13 protein-coding genes, 1 tRNA gene and 2 pseudogenes are annotated in these 17532 nt (G+C 49.6%); 10 read left to right on the top strand and 6 right to left on the bottom strand.

All coding sequences use genetic code 11. The features are described 5' to 3' along the window. Positions 1 to 250: 250 nt before the first annotated feature. The 3 genes and pseudogenes from ABDK09_00980 (at position 251) to ABDK09_00990 (ending at position 3592) form a co-directional block, all read left to right on the top strand. Positions 251 to 1907: pseudogene (locus ABDK09_00980) on the top strand (ATPase RavA domain-containing protein). Positions 1908 to 1914: 7 nt separating this feature from the next. Continuing rightward, positions 1915 to 3360: an ATPase RavA stimulator ViaA gene (viaA, locus tag ABDK09_00985; GenBank protein XAW88036.1), complete on the top strand. Its 1446-nt coding sequence runs from the start codon at positions 1915 to 1917 to the stop codon at positions 3358 to 3360. Between the two features lie 158 nt (positions 3361 to 3518). Beyond that, positions 3519 to 3592: transfer RNA gene (locus ABDK09_00990), tRNA-Cys, on the top strand. A gap of 259 nt (positions 3593 to 3851) precedes the next feature. On the opposite strand, the gene ABDK09_00995 is transcribed toward ABDK09_00990, so the two are convergent. The 3 genes from ABDK09_00995 to ABDK09_01005 are packed head-to-tail and all read right to left on the bottom strand — an operon-like array spanning position 3852 to position 7222. Continuing rightward, positions 3852 to 5060 (bottom strand): alpha/beta hydrolase-fold protein, encoded by a 1209-nt coding sequence (locus ABDK09_00995; GenBank protein XAW88037.1) that lies wholly within the window; start codon positions 5058 to 5060, stop codon positions 3852 to 3854. Further along, on the bottom strand, positions 5026 to 6657 hold the full coding sequence (locus tag ABDK09_01000) for a TonB-dependent siderophore receptor (GenBank protein ID XAW88038.1): 1632 nt from the start codon (positions 6655 to 6657) through the stop codon (positions 5026 to 5028). The genes ABDK09_00995 and ABDK09_01000 overlap by 35 nt, the downstream gene beginning before the upstream one ends. Beyond that, positions 6632 to 7222: a TonB-dependent receptor plug domain-containing protein gene (locus ABDK09_01005; protein ID XAW88039.1), complete on the bottom strand. Its 591-nt coding sequence runs from the start codon at positions 7220 to 7222 to the stop codon at positions 6632 to 6634. Before ABDK09_01005 ends, ABDK09_01000 begins: the two co-directional genes overlap by 26 nt. A gap of 137 nt (positions 7223 to 7359) precedes the next feature. Between ABDK09_01005 and ABDK09_01010 the strand changes: the two genes are divergently transcribed. The 3 genes from ABDK09_01010 to ABDK09_01020 all read left to right on the top strand — a co-directional run bounded on the left by ABDK09_01010 (position 7360) and on the right by ABDK09_01020 (position 10445). Beyond that, positions 7360 to 8304, top strand: a complete 945-nt coding sequence (locus tag ABDK09_01010) for a helix-turn-helix transcriptional regulator (GenBank protein XAW88040.1) — start codon at positions 7360 to 7362, stop codon at positions 8302 to 8304. A 135-nt stretch (positions 8305 to 8439) separates the two neighbouring features. Beyond that, positions 8440 to 8973: a PAS domain-containing protein gene (locus ABDK09_01015; GenBank protein XAW88041.1), complete on the top strand. Its 534-nt coding sequence runs from the start codon at positions 8440 to 8442 to the stop codon at positions 8971 to 8973. After that, positions 8970 to 10445, top strand: coding sequence for a methyl-accepting chemotaxis protein (locus ABDK09_01020; GenBank protein ID XAW88042.1), 1476 nt, complete (start codon positions 8970 to 8972; stop codon positions 10443 to 10445). The genes ABDK09_01015 and ABDK09_01020 overlap by 4 nt, the downstream gene beginning before the upstream one ends. A gap of 82 nt (positions 10446 to 10527) precedes the next feature. On the opposite strand, the gene ABDK09_01025 is transcribed toward ABDK09_01020, so the two are convergent. Together ABDK09_01025 and ABDK09_01030 are read right to left on the bottom strand one after the other, a co-directional pair. After that, complete coding sequence (locus ABDK09_01025; GenBank protein ID XAW88043.1) at positions 10528 to 11436, bottom strand: CHAD domain-containing protein; 909 nt, start codon at positions 11434 to 11436, stop codon at positions 10528 to 10530. Between the two features lie 82 nt (positions 11437 to 11518). After that, on the bottom strand, positions 11519 to 12415 hold the full coding sequence (locus ABDK09_01030; GenBank protein XAW88044.1) for a LysR substrate-binding domain-containing protein: 897 nt from the start codon (positions 12413 to 12415) through the stop codon (positions 11519 to 11521). Positions 12416 to 12508: 93 nt separating this feature from the next. Between ABDK09_01030 and ABDK09_01035 the strand changes: the two genes are divergently transcribed. The 4 genes and pseudogenes from ABDK09_01035 (at position 12509) to ABDK09_01050 (ending at position 16396) form a co-directional block, all read left to right on the top strand. Continuing rightward, positions 12509 to 13438: a DMT family transporter gene (locus ABDK09_01035; GenBank protein XAW88045.1), complete on the top strand. Its 930-nt coding sequence runs from the start codon at positions 12509 to 12511 to the stop codon at positions 13436 to 13438. A 147-nt stretch (positions 13439 to 13585) separates the two neighbouring features. Then, positions 13586 to 14999 (top strand): annotated as a pseudogene (locus tag ABDK09_01040) (nodulation protein NfeD). Beyond that, positions 14974 to 15771 (top strand): slipin family protein, encoded by a 798-nt coding sequence (locus ABDK09_01045; GenBank protein ID XAW88046.1) that lies wholly within the window; start codon positions 14974 to 14976, stop codon positions 15769 to 15771. Before ABDK09_01040 ends, ABDK09_01045 begins: the two are co-directional and overlap by 26 nt. Before the next feature lie 199 nt (positions 15772 to 15970). After that, on the top strand, positions 15971 to 16396 hold the full coding sequence (locus ABDK09_01050; GenBank protein ID XAW88047.1) for a VOC family protein: 426 nt from the start codon (positions 15971 to 15973) through the stop codon (positions 16394 to 16396). A gap of 93 nt (positions 16397 to 16489) precedes the next feature. Here ABDK09_01050 and ABDK09_01055 read toward each other — a convergent pair whose 3' ends face one another. Continuing rightward, on the bottom strand, positions 16490 to 17476 hold the full coding sequence (locus ABDK09_01055) for an LLM class flavin-dependent oxidoreductase (GenBank protein ID XAW88048.1): 987 nt from the start codon (positions 17474 to 17476) through the stop codon (positions 16490 to 16492). Positions 17477 to 17532 lie beyond the last annotated feature (56 nt).

The raw sequence follows: 17532 nt of genomic DNA on the forward strand, positions 1-17532 counted from the left end.
TTATCTTACTTCTTGCTATGACCTAAATACAATTATGCCAGCGACTTGCTGCTGCCCATCAGGAGTTGATAGGGTATTCGTTCAGATTATGAACGTTATATCTGCAAACAATGATTCTGCATTATGGCTGTTGGTTTGAATCTGTTATAAAGCAGTGTTGAAATAAAATTGCACTTGTAACAAAGTGATAACAAATGTATAAATTTATTAAACCTAATACCCTTTTTTCAGCCCGCTGTGGAGCAATTCAATGATCAACCCTTCTTCTGCCTCACACGCGCAACAGGCGTTGCTCTCTGAACGCATCAATAAACTGGCCAAAGCGTTGTCTGACGGTGTGTACGAACGTGAAGGTACCATTAAGCTATGTCTGCTCGCAGCACTGTCCGGCGAAAGCGTGTTTTTACTTGGCCCGCCGGGGATTGCCAAAAGTCTGATAGCAAAACGCCTCATTCAGGCCTTTGATAATAGCAGTTATTTTGAATACCTGATGACTCGTTTCTCGACCCCGGAAGAAGTTTTCGGGCCACTTAGTATTCAAGAACTGAAAGATAACGGGCGTTACGTTCGCCTGACGGACGGTTATCTGCCGACCTCTCAGGTGGTTTTTCTGGATGAGATCTGGAAAGCGGGCCCGGCGATTCTGAATACCTTGCTGACGGTCGTTAACGAGAAAACCTTCAAAAATGGTAATGAGATCGAGAAAGTACCGATGCGCCTGCTGGTGTCGGCATCAAACGAACTGCCCGATGAAGACAGCGGCCTTGAAGCTCTGTATGACCGCATGTTGGTTCGAGTATTTGTTAACCGTATTCAGAATAAACAGAATTTTAAATCCATGCTGACGGTTGGTACGCCGCAAGAAGCGAGTATCCCGCCAGGCTTGGCAATTACTGATGCAGAGTATCATCAGTGGCAGACTCAGCTTGATAAGCTCGCTCTGGGTGACGACGTATTTGAAAAACTGTATCAGCTTAAGACACTGCTCGAACTGGCGGTGGAACGCAGCAATCTGGCTGAAATGGATATGTATGTGTCCGATCGACGCTGGAAAAAAGCGGTCAAATTACTCAAAGCCAGCGCCTTTTTTAACGGTCGCAGTGCCATCAATCCGCTCGACTTACTGCTGCTGCAAGACTGCTTGTGGAATAGTCCTGAATCGCGCGATGTGGTACGTGATGTGATTCGTGAATTTGCCTTGCGTCATGCCTTTGACCAATCCAAGGTTGAGCAACAGATTTCCTTATGCCGTGAAGATTTGTCTTCTATCCAAGATGAACTGGAAGCGGACTTTGGGATGCAGTTGTCGACAGAGACCTCGACCGGCCTGATCAAAAAGCAGATCCATCAGTATGATATCCGCGGCGCTAAAACCTATCGTATCGGTGCGGCTTATGACTTGGTCAAAATGGTGCTGCTGCAGAGCAATATGTCGGTATCCGAGTCGGAGAAAGGCGACAGCCGCTGGGTTTACCTGCCAAAGAAACGAGCTGGAGCGAGTCATCAAAGATGGCCACGGCGATGTGTACGGCTATGTGAACCAGAATACCAATTTGTGCCGTCTGCGCTTTGATGTCGATGCAGGCGATCAGCTGGTAATTAAAGATATCGCTAACCGCTCTGTATTGGTTTCTCTGGTGACAGAGCAGGGGCTGGACAACGAACGTTATCAGGAGTGGCTGCGTAAAGCAGAGCAGGCGATGACCCAGCTTTCTGACGCTGAACATCGTCTGCGTAAAGTGCGTTCCACGTTCCATGGCGCCTTGCCGCACAACTTTATTGACCCTGAGCTGCCTACCGCAATGGAAGCGACCCTGCAGCAATTGCAACAACAACTGGAAACCATACAAACGGAGTGTGAAAAGAGCGTATTACGTTATCGTAATCTCGACCAGTTTTTCTCGTAGGTGACTTATGCTTGGTGTGGACGGATTGAATCTGGCCCTGATGATTGCGGATTCCGGCATTATTGATAGTGCCGTCAACGATTTAATGGGTCGTTCACAATTAATGATGATGGCCGAAAGTCGCGGGGTCAAATCCACGGTCAAAAACCATCTGCTTAAATGGCGCGGCAGTGTTAAGAAGCGCATTACACGGGTGTGTGAGACCGAGCGCTTCCAGGAGGAGCTCTCGCTTTATCAGGAAGTGATTCACTGGGATGAGGAGATGTTTTTTGAGCGCATCAATGATGTGGTCAAAAAGCTGGAATGGCACTCTGCGTTCTATTTACCGGCCCGTCGTCTGCTGGAAAAAAACAAGGGTATTCACAACCCGATGTTTCCGCACTATTTTTGCGACCAATGGTATCAGTCGTTAACGGACGCGATTAAGCAAGCTCAGGTGATGGAGCTGGAAGCGAACAAGGAAAAACTGCTGGCTGATCTTTATCAGCGCATGGAAACTCTGCGCAACATGGATAAGGTGACGGAGTCGGGCGATGCCGGCAGTGTAGGCCGTTTATGGGATATGGCGTCGGCGAAACTGAGTCGTGGTGACCTGTCTGTGATGAAGCGGCATGCGGAATTTCTCAAGAAAAACCAAGGGCTGCAGGACATTGCCGAGAAGCTGGGCCGAATGGCCAGTGATGTGGATGATCCGGATCTGAATCGGGCGCCGACAGAAGAGTTGCAGCTGGTGGAAGAGAAATCCGATGAAGCGACGGACGATATAGTCGGTATCCACGAAAGCGACGATCTCAACAAATTGCTACCCAACGAAACGCTGTTTCTGGCCTATCCTGAACTCGAAGTTGTGTTTTATAAGCACTTAATCGACAAACGTTTGATGAACTATCGCATGCAGGGCAAGTCCCGGACGTTACGTAAGGTCAAAGCGCATCGTCCGGACAATCAGCAGGCTGACATTGAGAAAGGGCCGTTTATAGTTTGTGTCGATGCATCTGGTTCCATGAACGGCTTTCCGGAGCAATGCGCTAAAGCGATGGCCTATGCTCTGATGCAGATTGCTCTGGCAGAAGACCGCGATTGTTATGTGATGCTGTTTTCGACCGAGCATATTACCTATGAACTGACGCGCCAGGATGGCTTACGTGAGGCGAGCGACTTTCTGAGCTACGCCTTTCATGGTGGCACTGACCTTGAGCCAGTAATGCTCAAATCGATTGAACTGATGAGCAGTGGCCGTTATAAAAATGCGGATATGGTGGTGATTTCCGATTTCATCGCTCCTAAACAGGATGAAGAGGTTTTGACCCAAGTTAAACGACTGAAAGCCGGAAAAAACCGTTTTCATGCCATTAGCCTGTCCAAATATGGTAACCCGGAGTTAATGAGTATGTTTGATCACTGTTGGCACTACCATCCCAACCTGGTTGGACGATTGATGAAAAAATGGTGATGCACAGTGATTGACGCCATTTTTGCCGTATAAATATTCAGTTTGGTTTATTTGTCAGCAACTAAACAAAAAAATGACTTTTTTGTTTGACTCTCCCGGCTCAATCCGTAAAGTGTGCATCGAACGCAACGGGAGAGCCCGCTGCAAGTTCAAGGTAAGGCGCGTTGGCAGAGTGGCCATGCAGCGGATTGCAAATCCGTGGACCTCGGTTCGACTCCGGGACGCGCCTCCATTCTCTCCTTGAACATCAGATGACCAGCCAAGAGCTGGTTTTTTTATGCCTGAAATTCCTGTCTGAATCTTTCCAGCTGAGTTAACCTTCGGTCCTGAGTGAACTTCGCATCTTCCGTTGTCCTGGGTGGTGTTGATCCGAACGTTGTGCTAATCAGAATAAGTCAGGTGACTACACGGCCTGATTAGCACGGTTTACAGGCATTGGTACTTGCGACCAGTCGTTTCTTATAGATTAACAGTACCTACAGATATGAAGTCTACGGATAATAGTGCTGTAAGAGCGCTTGCGTTTGCTGTACCGAAATGTCCATCTGAGGCCACAGGCGAGCCTTTTGATCAACAGCTTGTAATCGGTTACGCTCCGGCTTTAGTGAGCTGCCAAAGCGCTGATTTAAAGACCGGTAGTTTGCGCTGACGTGGTCGAGAGAAAATGTAGTCGGACTCAAGTCAAGGCGATAACCACGAAACAGCCACTGCAGTCCATGATAAACCGCCAGATGATAAACGGAGTGATGGTCTTCTTCGGCATAATAGCGGCTGGAGATCTCCCTTTCAGGTGCAGTCTGGCGTTGTTTCTGCTCAGAGGTTTTCTGGATTTGAACGGCAAATTTAAGCAGATGGTCACGATGGAATTCTGAACGGCCAAAGCCCGGCGTGTAAGGATTATTGGCGATCGCGATAAAGAGCGATGACGAAAAGCGCGGCTTCTGTTTGAGCCGTTGCGTCAGTTGCTCGCTATGACGGGGAAAATCAAACCACAAACTGGCATCAATCGAGATAATCCCCTGAAAAGCATCATTATCCCGCGCAAACGCATCCAAGGCCAGCAGGCCACCCAGAGAGTGACCGACTAACAACGCTGGGCGTGTGGTTCGAAACTGCTGTTCAATCTCTTGGCGTAACTCACGGGTGAGGTAAGTTAAAAATTTATCGCCACCACCAGTGGTAGTATAGGCTTTTCCGGCGGGCTGACCATTAGGCAGCATTTCAGTGTGGCTGGGGGTGTAATCCCTCATGCGATCGGTGTTATGGATGGCGACGATAATCATCGCGGGCAGCGCAGGCATGAGCCCTCCCCGGAAAGATTCGGTGATACCGGCAACCTCTAGCAGATGCTGCTCTCCGTCGAGCAAATAGAGCACCGGAAAGTGCTGCTCGGGCTGTGAATCATATTCTTTGGGGAGATAAACGCTGTATTGCCGGTCTTCATTTAGCACGGATGAATAGTGGGTGTAGATCAAAGCATAATTTACAGGTTGTGCCTGGGCTGTCGTGAAGCTCAACATTGCGATCAGAGTACTCAGTAGTTTTTTCATCATATAATGGTGTATCGGCGCTCGCTCATTTGGCCAGACTGATGCTAAACAGCGTGGCAGAAGATTCCCCGCCACGCCGCGTGTCTGGGTCGCTGAATAAAGGACTTTATCGGTATCAGTTAAATTTGTAGGTAAAACCAGCCATGACATTAGCGGGCTCACCATACATATTGAATGTCGTGGTAGAACCGACACGGTAGAAGTATTCGCGATCAAACAGGTTGTAAACATTGAGCGTTGCCTGCATGTTGTCGGTGATATCATAACGCAGGGCAGCATCAAAGATCGCGTAACCAGCCTGATGTGTGGTGACTCCGCTCTTGCTGAACGAGTAGTTGCTCAGCGCGGTCATACCACCACCGATGTGTAAGCCCGGGATCCAGTCAGCCAGGTGGTAGTCAGTCCACAATGACAATGAATGGTGCGGTATGGCATCAAACTTACCGTTGTGATCGCCTGACTTTTCATTAATGTCGGTATAGGTATAGCCGGTCATTGTCATCCAGTTATCGGTCAGGTAACCGGTCGCTTCAAGTTCTATGCCCTGCGTTTCGACTTTTCCGGTAGCCCAGTAGGTGTTACTGATTGCTACACCACTGTCATCATAGGCTTGCGCGGCAATATTATTGTCTTTCATCAGGAACACTGAGGCACGGGTATTCAGACGGCCGTCAAGTAAGGCCGATTTGATGCCGGTTTCCCACTGATGGCCTTCTCGCGGTTTAAGCATGTCGCCATTTTCATTTTGGCTGGTCTGAGGTTTAAAAACTTTGGAATAACTGGCGTAGACAGAATGCTGGTCGTTAAGGTCATAAACTACGCCAGCATAAGGGGTCAGCTTAGCGTTGAAATCGTCTTCCTGTTTGGTGTCAGCCCCTGTACTGATGACAGTATTCACCGTTTCCAGATCGTACCAAGATACCCGGGCGCCGGTAATGACAGCCAGAGGTTCCAGCAAACGCCAGGTCACCTTGCCATATAAACCGATCTCGGAAGACTCGGAATGGACATTTTTACTGTAGCTGTAAGTCGGTGTGCTGATACTGGTCGGGTCATAATTAAACACGTTAATTGATGCGATGCTTCGGTTAGTGTAGCTTTGCACATCAGATTCATAGCGTTTGTAGTCACTGCCTACGACCATTTCGCTCTGCAGCCCAAACAGATCAAACATCTGACTGTAGTTGATGTCGAGAGAAGTGTTCTTTTGTTGGTTAGCCTGCGCGCTGAACATCAATCCGGTGTTACCGTCTTCATCAACGGCACCGTTGGTGTAGGTTTGCTCCAGGGTCATATCATGATCCATATAGCGGGCAGAAATCTGGCCAACACCGCCATTGCTAAAAGCGTGCTGTAAAGAGAAGCCGACATCTGTGGTATCGGCATGAAAGTTGTCGTCATCAGATCCCAGGTAGGTACTACGGCTAATATCCAGCATAGAACCATCACTGTAGGCAGGCAGACCATTAGTGGGCACAATATCTTTGGTTTGATGCAGAGCGTAAACAGAAAGCAGGGTGCGATCTGTCAGGTCAAACTCCAGAGTACCGTAATAGGTGCCGTTGTCATTGTCGTTGTAGTCGACCTGGTTTTTAATATCGGCATTGGCGACAACCATGCGTCCGCGTACGCTACCGGAGTCATTCAGAGAACCCCCCATATCTGCTTCGAGATAATGACGGTCCCAGCTGCCGTAACGTGCAGTCACTGAACCACTGAATTCATCTGTCGGGCGCTTGAGTACCATGTTGATAACACCGCCCAGTTTCGCTGGTACTGTTAAATAAGCCAGAGGGGCCGCGCATGATTTCTACCCGGTCTACAGCAGCCAGAGCCGGCAGAGTGCCGTATTTACTTTGCATCGGTGCCGGTAAGCCATTTAAATTCACTTCATCATATTCGTAGCCGCGAGAGAAGATGGACGAGCGTCCGCTGTCATTCACCATGGTACGTAATCCGGGGGTATATTTGGCCAGGTCGTCGACTGCAACAAAATTACGCTCTTCAATGTAGTCATTGGTCAGCACCGTGATTGACTGAGGAATATCGCGCAGTGCCGCTGGTGTTTTGGTCCCGACTGTCGCTGAATCAACACTGTAACCGCCAGTCTCTTCTGAAGAGGCCATGCCGTAAAGGGGGTTACCGTATACCACGACTGTTTCGGCAGAGGATGATTCCGCTGCTTCGGTGTAGTTGTCCTGTCCGGTGTTGTTGTGCTGTTGGGCGAACAGGTATGGAGACGCAGTCACACCAAGTGCAAGGCTGACCGCTATGGCTAAAGGGCGTAGATGAGTAGTAGTACCGACAACCATGAATATTAACTCCTTAAAGCGATATGATAATCATTTTCATTTATTTTTGTCGGCGTTAATATACCACTCGGTATCCGGCAGGAATTTTGCGGATTGTTCATTTTATTTTTTGAAATGGTCAAAGTGATGATGGTGGGTTGGATAAAGCGATGATGGATAGTGTGGTTAAAGATACCAGTGCGCGACAACGCGGGCTGTTTACCGGCAGAGTCGAAAATCTGAAAATGCAGCAGGGAATCCTGTTTCACAACAAAGACATAGTGCATAAGGCGGACTTTTCCACGCAACGGAAGCTCACGCCGCAGCTGATTATTGCCATTCCCTTGGAAAGTAAAGCCCTGATGACATACGGCGATATTCATAGTCTTAGGAGTTGCCGCTACCACCGTTCTGATCCTATCCAGGCAACGGCCATATTTTATGCACGACCTGATTCTGTCCAGGGTGCGGCGAAAGCGCATGTGCGCAGCCGCAGCATCGTGTTGTCTCTGTCTACGGACTGGCTGGACAAGCAGCTTTCAGGTGCGAACCGACAAGGCTTTGAACGTAGTTTTTGCAAGCACCTGAGTCGTTTTGACTGGTCTTTACCACCCCATCTGGGGCAGATGGCAGAGGTGTTGAATCTGACCAATAGTCATAACCAGGCAGAGGCTTTGATGCGAGAGGCATTCACCCTCGCGGTGTGGGAAAATCTTCTGCTTAATATGAAGCATCAGCCATTCCTCAGCGAACCAAAATCTAAGCCACAATCAACCCGACTCAAGATATTCCTGCGTCATAAGCAGGTTGATGAAATGTCATTAGTTGAGATGGCATCTGAACTGGGGATGAGTGTTTCCACTTTGCAGCGTCTCGCGCGCAAAGAGCTTGGGATGAGTCTGCAGCGATACCTGCGTGAACGAAAATTGCACCAGACTAAGATTTTGCTGGAAGAAGAGGCAATTTCGATTCAGCAAGCTGCGCTAATGGCAGGCTATCAGCATACAGCCAACTTTATCACTGCCTTTGGCAAGTTATTTGGGGGACCGCCAAGTCAGGTGTGCGGAGTGATAAATAATCCGTACGATAACCGGTCGGAATAAATACCTCTTAATGGGTATGTGTATCCCGCTTTTCTGTCATATATCAAGATTTTAGTGAATATCACTTGCCTGCAACAATGGGGAATTTATAGTAACAACATTGTTTGTAGTGTTTTTCAGTTTGGGTGAGTGAGAATGCGAGAAGAGAGGGAAATCTCATTGCAACGCGATGAGATGATCATCAGCAAAACCGATTTACAGGGCCGGCTGACTTACGCCAACCGTGCCTTTATGCGAGTGGCTAATTTTTCTGAGCTGCAGCTTCTGGGACAAAACCACAATATTATCCGTCATGCTTCGATGCCGCGCGGGGTATTCCACGGATTATGGAAAACACTCAAGTCAGGTCAGGAGTTTTTTGGATTCGTAAAGAACAAAACGGCTGACGGTGATTACTACTGGGTATTTGCCAATATCACGCCCGATGTTATTGATGGAGAGGTGATTGGTTACTATTCCGTGCGTCGCACACCATCCAAACAAGCAATCCAGGTTATCGAAGGCATCTATCAGCAAATGCGTGATAAAGAAAGCAAAGCGGATCGTCAGCAAGCGCCGGAAACTGTCGTGGAACTGGATGGTCGAGACGGTAGAGCGTCAACACGAAATGAGTTACGAACAATACGTTCTGAGCTTGTACAAACAGACGCGTTAAGGAGCAGAAGATGAGAAGTCGCCATATTAGTAAAAATATTCTTCTGCTGAGACAAAAGTTTCTGCTGATGTGTTTTGTTGTGGTTGGGGTAACCGCGCTACTGTCTGGCATTAATTTGTATCTGTACGGTTTTAACCTGCTGAACCTGATTGTTCCGCTGTTCATTTTAGCGTTTTCAATCTATGCCTACCGCCAGCAGATGCGGCCGATTACCGTGCTGGAGCGTATATGTGATGCGCTGGATGAAGCTAAGCAGGGCAATATTCACGTACGTATCACTAACACCCGCGGATTGGGTGAAGTTGGTAAAGTAGCCTGGGCACTGAATGATTTTCTCGATATTGTTGAAACCAACTTCAAAGAGTTGTCGAACAGCTTTCAGCGCACGGCTAAAAATCAATATTACCGTGATGCACTGACCGACGGTATGCCCGGCGAATTTGCCGTCACGATGAAGAACATCAACGTGGCGATTAAATCGATGCATGATGCGCACGTTTTCTCGACCCAAAACCGCCTCAAGAGTGAACTGCACCATATTAATACGTCGAACCTGATCCTAAACCTGAAAAACAATCAGCAGGAGCTGGTGTCCCTGTCTGAGCGGATGGACGAAGTCATGGCGATTGCCACGCAAAACCGTGATGGAGCCGAAAACAGTCGTGAAACCGTGCAGGATCTGAATCTGGCGATCGAAGATATGAACCAGCGTATGAGCAGCATGGAAGTGACCGCCAATCGTCTCAGCACGGACAGTGTGCGTATTGCTGAAACGGTGAAAATCATCACTGAAATCGCAGAGCAAACTAACTTACTGGCGCTTAATGCCGCGATTGAGGCCGCGCGAGCTGGTGAAGTGGGGCGTGGCTTTGCTGTGGTCGCCGATGAAGTACGCCAACTGGCGGATCGCACCCGCAAATCAACGTCTGAGATCAGCAACGTAGTCAGTTCACTGACCGGCCAAATCGATGACATGGTTTCCCAGACGATGGCGGTCGGCCAACAAACCGCTAAAGTCGGCAGTGAAATGAGTCACTTCCACGCGAATTTTGATCAGGTTGCCACATCGTCACAAAATACGATTTCTTTGATTAACCAAACCAAGGATATTTCGTTCGCGACTCTGGTTAAGCTCGACCACATCATCTACATGCAAAACGGCTACATTGGCTTGGAGAAAAGTGGCCATGGCGATGAAGCTCAGGCAGTGGCGGTGGATCACTACCATTGTCGTCTGGGTAAGTGGTACTACGAAGGTGAAGGTTATCAGGCATTTAACGCGCTGCCCTCTTATCGTCGTCTGGAAGGGTATCATCAGGCGGTACACAAGAATATGCAAAAAGCGCTGGGTCTGGTTCAGCAGGACTGGCTGGGGGATGAACAGGTGCTTAACGGCCTGCTGAAAGCCGTCAGCGATGCGGAAGCGGCCAGTAACCATGTGATGTATTCTATCTCTGATATGGTCAGTGAAAAGCACGCCTTGTGATAATATCTTCGTGAGAAAAAGCGCAGCCTCGATGGCTGCGCTTTTTTGTACCGTCACCGGCCGCTGCGCATGCACCATTCGATCAGTGACTTGCTAATGTAGCGATATTTTTCAGCACCTGCTGCTTGCTGGCGTGATGCTGTTGCCGGCTGTGTTTAACAAAGGCGGCAACAGCCTGGGCCGTTTCCGCTTGTGTCTGCAGTGGCGAGAGGTGGGTCAGACAAAAATGTAACTGACTTGAAGTATCGTTAAATTTTCCCAGTTCGTTCTGCCAATGTTTTAGCTGAGCTTGTTCAATTAATGGCTGCTCTGAAGAGGTTATCCCCACAGCGCGGCAAAAATCATTCAGGTAACGTAATTTTTTACAACCAATTCGCAGTTTATGAATCTCTTCGTCGGTGCTGCCCGGTTTGATACGGCGGCTGGATTTCAGCAGTTTTCGAGCCTGTTTTTCAAGGTGATAATTAGCGACAGAACTCAGGCTTTTTAAACCGGTTTGAGTCGGATGCTGAGCACAATGGATGAAACTGGTAAAAATCTGCTGCGTGATATGCTGGTAATCGACACTCTCGAGCCAGTGTGAAAAACGCTGAAATACTCTGCTCCGTTTGGCGGCCACGACAGGCAGCAGTTCACTGAGTACGGTGCTTAATGACTCCGGATGCGAATCGGGATCCGTAAACACGTCTAAGTCTCGCAATAATCCGCTGGGTTCCATCATCACTTTAAGCTGTTGTCTGAGTTTTGTGACGGCCTGAGGCGGATAAACGACGGCGAAAATAGCCAGCAGGGAACGACAGCGGCGCAGGCTGACCCGATACTGATGCAGATACTCAGGATGACGATCTTCGAGTATGCCTGGCTCATGCAGCAAGGCATACTGAAATTCATTGAGCAGATATTGGCTCAACACCCAACATATCGGTGTATCGGCTTCACAACACAGCTGCTTGGCCGGGGCCGGGAGTGTTAACGGGGAAAAGAGAGTCATGATGCACCTCCGTTCCAATAGTGTAGTGCCCGGCTTGGAAATTGGAGGTTAACCGAGAAAAAAGTCTTTCACCCTGTGTTATTTATTCCTGGTTGTCGAAATGCTGCAGGACAAATTCAATAAACAGTCGCACCCGCAGAGGAATGTTTTGACGCTCACGATACAGCATAAACAGGGTGCGTTCTTTACTGCGCCAGTCTGGCAATACGTGCTGCATTTCACCTTGCTCTATCATTGGCAGGGCAAAATAGTCGGGAATATAGCCGATCCCCAGTCCGGTTTTGACCGCATGTGAGAGCATTTGAATTTCATCGAGTTCAAGCCGGACCCCTTTTTGCGGGTGGTAATCAAATTCCTGTTGATTGGTTTTATTCACCAGTTGCCAGGGAACCATGGGATGACAAAGCACTGTCGGGTGACCACACAAATCTTCAGGGTGCTGTATCGCGCTGAGATCATAATCCGGATGGGCGCACAGGATGAAATGAATGTGTTTGAGCGGGCGCGCGATCCAGTTATCGACCACCGGACTGCCCACTCGGAATACCACATCCATGCCTTCCGCTTCGATATCAATCAGGGAATTGGAGAAACGCAGGTCGAGCTGAATATCCGGCTGTTGCAGTAAAAAATCATAAAAAATCGGGCGCAAAAACTGGGAGCCGGCGTTAATAGGGGTGGAGATACGAATTTTCCCGCTTGGCTGGTGTTTATCGCGGTGTAAATCCTCATCAATGTCGCCGAGTTCATCAAACAGGGCCGCCGAACGCTGGAAGTACTGTTCGCCGGTATGAGTGAGAATCACCCGGTGGGCATCGCGGTTAAGGAGCCTGAGTTGCAGATCGGTTTCCAGTTGACGGATACGACGGCTCAAGGTGGAAAGGGGCATTTCGAGATAAGCCGCGGCTTCTTTAAAACTGGCAAAGCGGGCAACAGCACAAAAACAACGCAAATCGTCTAAAGAGTAGTTAGGTTTCATTTATGGCATTTACCATCTTAATTTTGCTTGTTTATTCTAATGTTGAAACCAATACACTAGGCGACCTGTTTTGACAAGTTCTTTGGAGTGACGATGAATTCCGATTCAATCCTGAAAGCCGTTGTGCTTCTTCTTATCTGTACCTTTTTCTGGGGCAGCAGCTTTCCTATCGGCAAACATGCGTTGCAGGAAGTCAATGCGCTGACCTTAGTCTTCTGGCGCTTTGTTATCGCTGCAGCCTGTCTGGCTGTGTATGTGCGTGTTGCGCGCATGCCAAAACCTGTCATCACCAACCGCCAGTGGTTGTGGGTGTTTGCGGTCAGCGCTGTGGGGGTGGGCGGACTTAATCTCGGATTGTTCACCGGTCTTGCTTACACCAGTGCAACCAATGGTTCGCTGATCATGGCTCTCAGTCCGTTAATGACTTCGCTGATCGCCAGTGTCGCTCAGCGCAGCTGGCCTTCACGGGCACAATGTTTCAGTCTGCTGGTCAGTCTGACCGGAGTACTGATGGTGATCACCAACGGTCATCTTGAAACCCTGCTTTCGTTGCAGATTAACCATGGTGACAAGCTAATTTTTTCCGGCATGCTGGCCTGGAGTCTGTACACCTATTTCAGTCAGGGGATCAGTCGTTGGATGGCCGTGATCCCTTACACTCTGGTCGGAATGCTGAGTGGCGCGGCAGTGATCGGCGTGATGTGCCTGTTCTCAGCGGACGTGCATCCGTTTGCCGAACTGTTGAATGCCAGCGCCGTCGGCATCAGCGAGGTGGTGTACATTGGTTTGTTTGCCACTGTAGCCGGTTATCTGTTGTGGCTGAATGGCGTGCGTCGCCTTGGTTCGGCCAGCGCTGCACTGTTTTTTAACTTCGTGCCGATTTTCTCAGTCCTGACCTCTTTTGTGATGGGGCATGCTGTGACTCAGTTGCAGTTAGCGGGTATTGGATTAGTGGTGGCAGGTTTGCTGCTCCCACGAATTCGTTTGCCGAAACGCAGATCAATGGTCTGTCCTCAGCAGTAATGCGGTGAACAATATTTCGTAATCAAAATGAGCTGACAGTCAGCAGGGCGGGAATATCCGGCCCTTGTTTTATCTATGGCGATATTCCCGCGGCAAAGGTGAGGATTTTAGCTAAACTCTAATTAGAGTTTTATACCGGATCTGATTATGTATCGTCTGCTGTTTGCAGCGCTTTTGTCGGTGCTGCTGAGTGTCTCAACACTGGCGACGGTTGAAACTGACAGTGGCACGCAGCCAGAACAGACAGCTCTGCCACAGTCACAGCGTTCATCTGCCGTTCCAGTGATCACCATCAGTGGTGCTATCGGCCCTGCTGTCGGCGACTATGTGATCAAAGAGATTCAACGTGCCAATTCCAGCGCTGATGCCCCGGCAATCATTATTGCGATTGACACTCCCGGCGGCCTGGTGTCCAGTCTGCGCGATATAAACCAACATATCCTCGCTTCCAACATTCCTGTGCTGTGTCTGGTGCATCCGCCTGGAGCGCGTGCAGCCAGTGCGGGTACCTATATTCTTTATGCCTGTCATATTGCAGCGATGGCGCCGGCCACCACGCTTGGGGCTGCGACGCCGGTACAAATGGGTGGCCCCAACCCGGGTGGAGAACAGCAGGACAAGCCAAGTGAACCCAGTGCGATGGAGAAAAAGATCCTCAACGACTCGATAGCCTATATTCGTTCTCTGGCACAGTTGCGTGGCCGTAATGTCGAATGGGCGGAAAAAGCGGTGCGTGAAGCCGCTACCTTATCGGCTACCGAAGCACTCGAACTGAACGTGATTAACGTTATGGCCGAGTCGCCACAAGATTTGTTATCAGCTGTGACAGGGCAAAGCCTGGAGCTGAATCATCAGCAAGTGACGCTCGATTTTAGTCGCGCTCAGGTCGAAAAACGTGACCCTGATTTGCGCAATAAGTTTTTAGCCACCATTACTGACCCTAACGTTGCTTATATCCTGATGATGATCGGGGTATATGGCCTGTTACTCGAATTCTACAGTCCGAGTTTTGGTATTGCCGGTATTACCGGCGCAATCTGCCTGCTTATTGCCTTGTATGCTTTCCAGTTGTTGCCAGTGAACTATGTGGGGCTGGGGTTGATGCTGCTCGGTATCGCTCTGTTTATTGCTGAATCCTTCCTGCCCAGTTTTGGGTTGCTCGGTTTCGGGCGGCATTGTGGCCTTTGTACTTGGCTCGGTTTTTTTGATCGACAGCGATCTGCCTGAGCTACGTGTTTCCCTGACGTTGATTTACGCGATTGCCGCTGTGTCGGCAGGGGTGATCATTTTTGTCCTCAAGCGCGTTATGGAGCTGCGTAAAAAACAAGTGGTCAGTGGCAGCGAAGCGCTTGCCGGTGAGCATGGTGTCGCGTTGGAGAGTTTTACCGGGCACGGTTTTGTGCATGTCGAAGGTGAACGTTGGGAAGCCATCAGTGACGTACCGTTAAGTAAAGGGGATCCGATACGAGTCATTGAACTGGATGGCTTGATTCTGAAAGTCACTAAAGTCTCTCAAGTCAAAAGGAGTACAGACGATGCCAGCAATTCCAGTCAACACTGAGCTGCTAACACCGATTCTGATTGTGGTGCTGGTGGTGCTGATCGCAGTGCGCTTATTCCGTATTCTGCGTGAGTACGAACGCGGGGTGATTTTTTTCCTCGGTCGATTCCAGAAGGTGAAAGGTCCGGGTTTGATCATTGTCATCCCGGTCATCCAACAAATGGTGCGGGTCGATTTACGTACAGTTGTGATGGATGTACCGAGCCAGGACGTCATCAGCCGTGACAACGTGTCGGTGCGGGTCAATGCCGTACTCTATTTTCGCGTGGTTGATTCCCAGAAAGCCATCATTAATGTCGAAAATTATCTTCAGGCCACATCGCAACTGGCTCAGACCACATTGCGTTCGGTGCTGGGGCAGCATGAGCTGGACGAAATGTTAGCCAACCGGGAAATGCTCAATGCGGATATTCAGGCCATTCTTGATGCCCGTACGGAAGGCTGGGGCATTAAAGTCTCCAATGTTGAAATAAAACACGTCGATCTGAATGAATCAATGATCCGCGCTATTGCCCGTCAGGCTGAAGCTGAGCGGACCCGACGCGCGAAAGTGATTCACGCATCCGGTGAGATGGAAGCGTCAGAGAAACTGGTGGAAGCGGCTAATCGTCTGGCGACTGAGCCGAATGCCATTTTGCTGCGTTATTTGCAGACATTAACCGAAATCGCCGGCGAAAAAAGCTCTACTATACTGTTTCCTATGCCAACCTCGATGATGGAAGGTTTGTTCCAGACCCTGACTAAAGATAAAAAAACAGATAAAGAGCCCTGATTCTGGGCGCGTGAGCACGGGGCAGAGCGGCCGGCACAGGTACACTGGAATCAGTGGTTGACGTTTGACGTGTTCACCACTCAAGTAACAGGGAAGTAAGGTGTTAACGCCAGGTCTGGCCGCTGTATCAGTGGCAAAACAGTTCTGTATCAGTGTCAAAACAGTGCTGTAGCAGTAGCAAAAAAACAAGGAAGTGCTCATGAGTCTACAACCGTTTCATTTAGCGATACCTGTCTATGATGTTCCGCTCGCCAGGCAGTTTTATCGCGAAGTTTTTGGCCTCGAAGAGGGGCGCAGCGCCGAAAGCTGGGTCGATTTTAATTTTTTCGGTCACCAGCTGGTGATCCACTTTCATCCGCGTACCGCCGATCAGGAGCGGGCGGTGACTAATCCGGTTGACGGGCATGATGTTCCGGTGCCGCATTTTGGTGTGGTTCTGACCTGGGAGCAGTGGCAAGCGCTGGCGGAACGTCTTAAGCGCTACAACATTGAGTTCGTGATTGAGCCGTATATTCGTTTTCAAGGCCAGGTCGGTGAACAGGCCACCATGTTTTTCTTCGACCCGTGTGGTAATGCGCTGGAATTTAAAGCGTTTAAAGATATGGGGCAGCTGTTCGCCAAGTAGGCAGGAACTGAGCATTAAATTGACGACAAAGCCGCGTTTTGACGCGGCTTTGTGCTGTTATTGGTGATGTCAGTAGCTGCGCTCAGACGTGGCTTAGCGTAGCTCTGACAGCAACTGATACGATTTCAGCTTTTCCTGATGATCGTAAATCATGGCGTTCACCATGATCTCATCGGCCTGAGTCCGCTCAAGCAGATTTTCTAAGCGGCGACGGACTGTCTCCTGGCTGCCGTGGATCGATTCCCGTAATTGCGTTTCAACATGGCGCTGCTCATGGGGCAGCCACAGCGGATCCATGCTCATGACCGGTGGCGGCAGTTTGTCGCGTCCGCCACGTGCCATTTTAAGGAACTTCTGCTTTTCCGTTGTGCCCAGATACTGCGCTTGACGATCGGTTTCGGCCACGATTATATTCACGCCGATCATGGCGTACGGCTTATCGAGTTGTTCGGACGGGCGGAAATTATCACGATAGATTTCCAGAGCGCGCAACATCGAATCCGGCGCGAAATGGGCGGCAAAAGCAAAAGGTAATCCCTTGATACCGGCTAAACGGGCACTGTAGGTACTTGAGCCGAGCAGCCATAAAGGCACTTTAGCGTTGTTGCCCGGATAAGAGCGTACCGGCTGGTTGTCGGATATCGGGCCCATAAAAAACTGCAGCTCTTCCAGCAGTTCATCAAAATCAGGATCCATACGTTCCGGATCGCGGCGCAGCGCGTGCATGGTCGGATAATCAGTACCAGGAGCACGGCCTAATCCCAGATCAATCCGGCCCGGATAAAGGGCTTCCAGGGTACCGAATTGTTCGGAAATCACCAGCGGAGCGTGGTTAGGCAGCATGATTCCGCCGGAGCCAAGACGAATTTTCTGAGTGTTGGCGCCGATATGGCTGAGCAGTACGGAAGTGGCGGCACTGGCAATATCGGGCATATTGTGGTGTTCCGCCATCCAGAAGCGCTTAAATCCTAACGCTTCAGCGTGCTGGGCCAGAGAAACCGAGTTGCGGAATGTGGAATGAAAATCGGAGCCTTCAGAGACCGGCGCCAGATCCAGGATTGAAAAAGGAGGTAATTGCATGAGGACTCTTTTGTCATGGACGAGTGATCACTATGCCTGTTTATCATGGCAAAATA

This window comes from Vibrio sp. CDRSL-10 TSBA, from assembly GCA_039696685.1.
Lineage (GTDB): Bacteria > Pseudomonadota > Gammaproteobacteria > Enterobacterales > Vibrionaceae > Vibrio.

What these genes read in the sequence shown, in the direction of transcription:
- viaA (XAW88036.1), top strand. Translation starts at nt 1,915, where the DNA reads ATGCTTGGTGTGGACGGATTGAATCTGGCCCTGATGATTGCGGATTCC.
- ABDK09_00995 (XAW88037.1), bottom strand. Translation starts at nt 5,060, where the DNA reads ATGTCATGGCTGGTTTTACCTACAAATTTAACTGATACCGATAAAGTC.
- ABDK09_01000 (XAW88038.1), bottom strand. Translation starts at nt 6,657, where the DNA reads ATGGTACTCAAGCGCCCGACAGATGAATTCAGTGGTTCAGTGACTGCA.
- ABDK09_01005 (XAW88039.1), bottom strand. Translation starts at nt 7,222, where the DNA reads ATGGTTGTCGGTACTACTACTCATCTACGCCCTTTAGCCATAGCGGTC.
- ABDK09_01015 (XAW88041.1), top strand. Translation starts at nt 8,440, where the DNA reads ATGCGAGAAGAGAGGGAAATCTCATTGCAACGCGATGAGATGATCATC.
- ABDK09_01020 (XAW88042.1), top strand. Translation starts at nt 8,970, where the DNA reads ATGAGAAGTCGCCATATTAGTAAAAATATTCTTCTGCTGAGACAAAAG.
- ABDK09_01025 (XAW88043.1), bottom strand. Translation starts at nt 11,436, where the DNA reads ATGACTCTCTTTTCCCCGTTAACACTCCCGGCCCCGGCCAAGCAGCTG.
- ABDK09_01030 (XAW88044.1), bottom strand. Translation starts at nt 12,415, where the DNA reads ATGAAACCTAACTACTCTTTAGACGATTTGCGTTGTTTTTGTGCTGTT.
- ABDK09_01035 (XAW88045.1), top strand. Translation starts at nt 12,509, where the DNA reads ATGAATTCCGATTCAATCCTGAAAGCCGTTGTGCTTCTTCTTATCTGT.
- ABDK09_01045 (XAW88046.1), top strand. Translation starts at nt 14,974, where the DNA reads ATGCCAGCAATTCCAGTCAACACTGAGCTGCTAACACCGATTCTGATT.
- ABDK09_01050 (XAW88047.1), top strand. Translation starts at nt 15,971, where the DNA reads ATGAGTCTACAACCGTTTCATTTAGCGATACCTGTCTATGATGTTCCG.
- ABDK09_01055 (XAW88048.1), bottom strand. Translation starts at nt 17,476, where the DNA reads ATGCAATTACCTCCTTTTTCAATCCTGGATCTGGCGCCGGTCTCTGAA.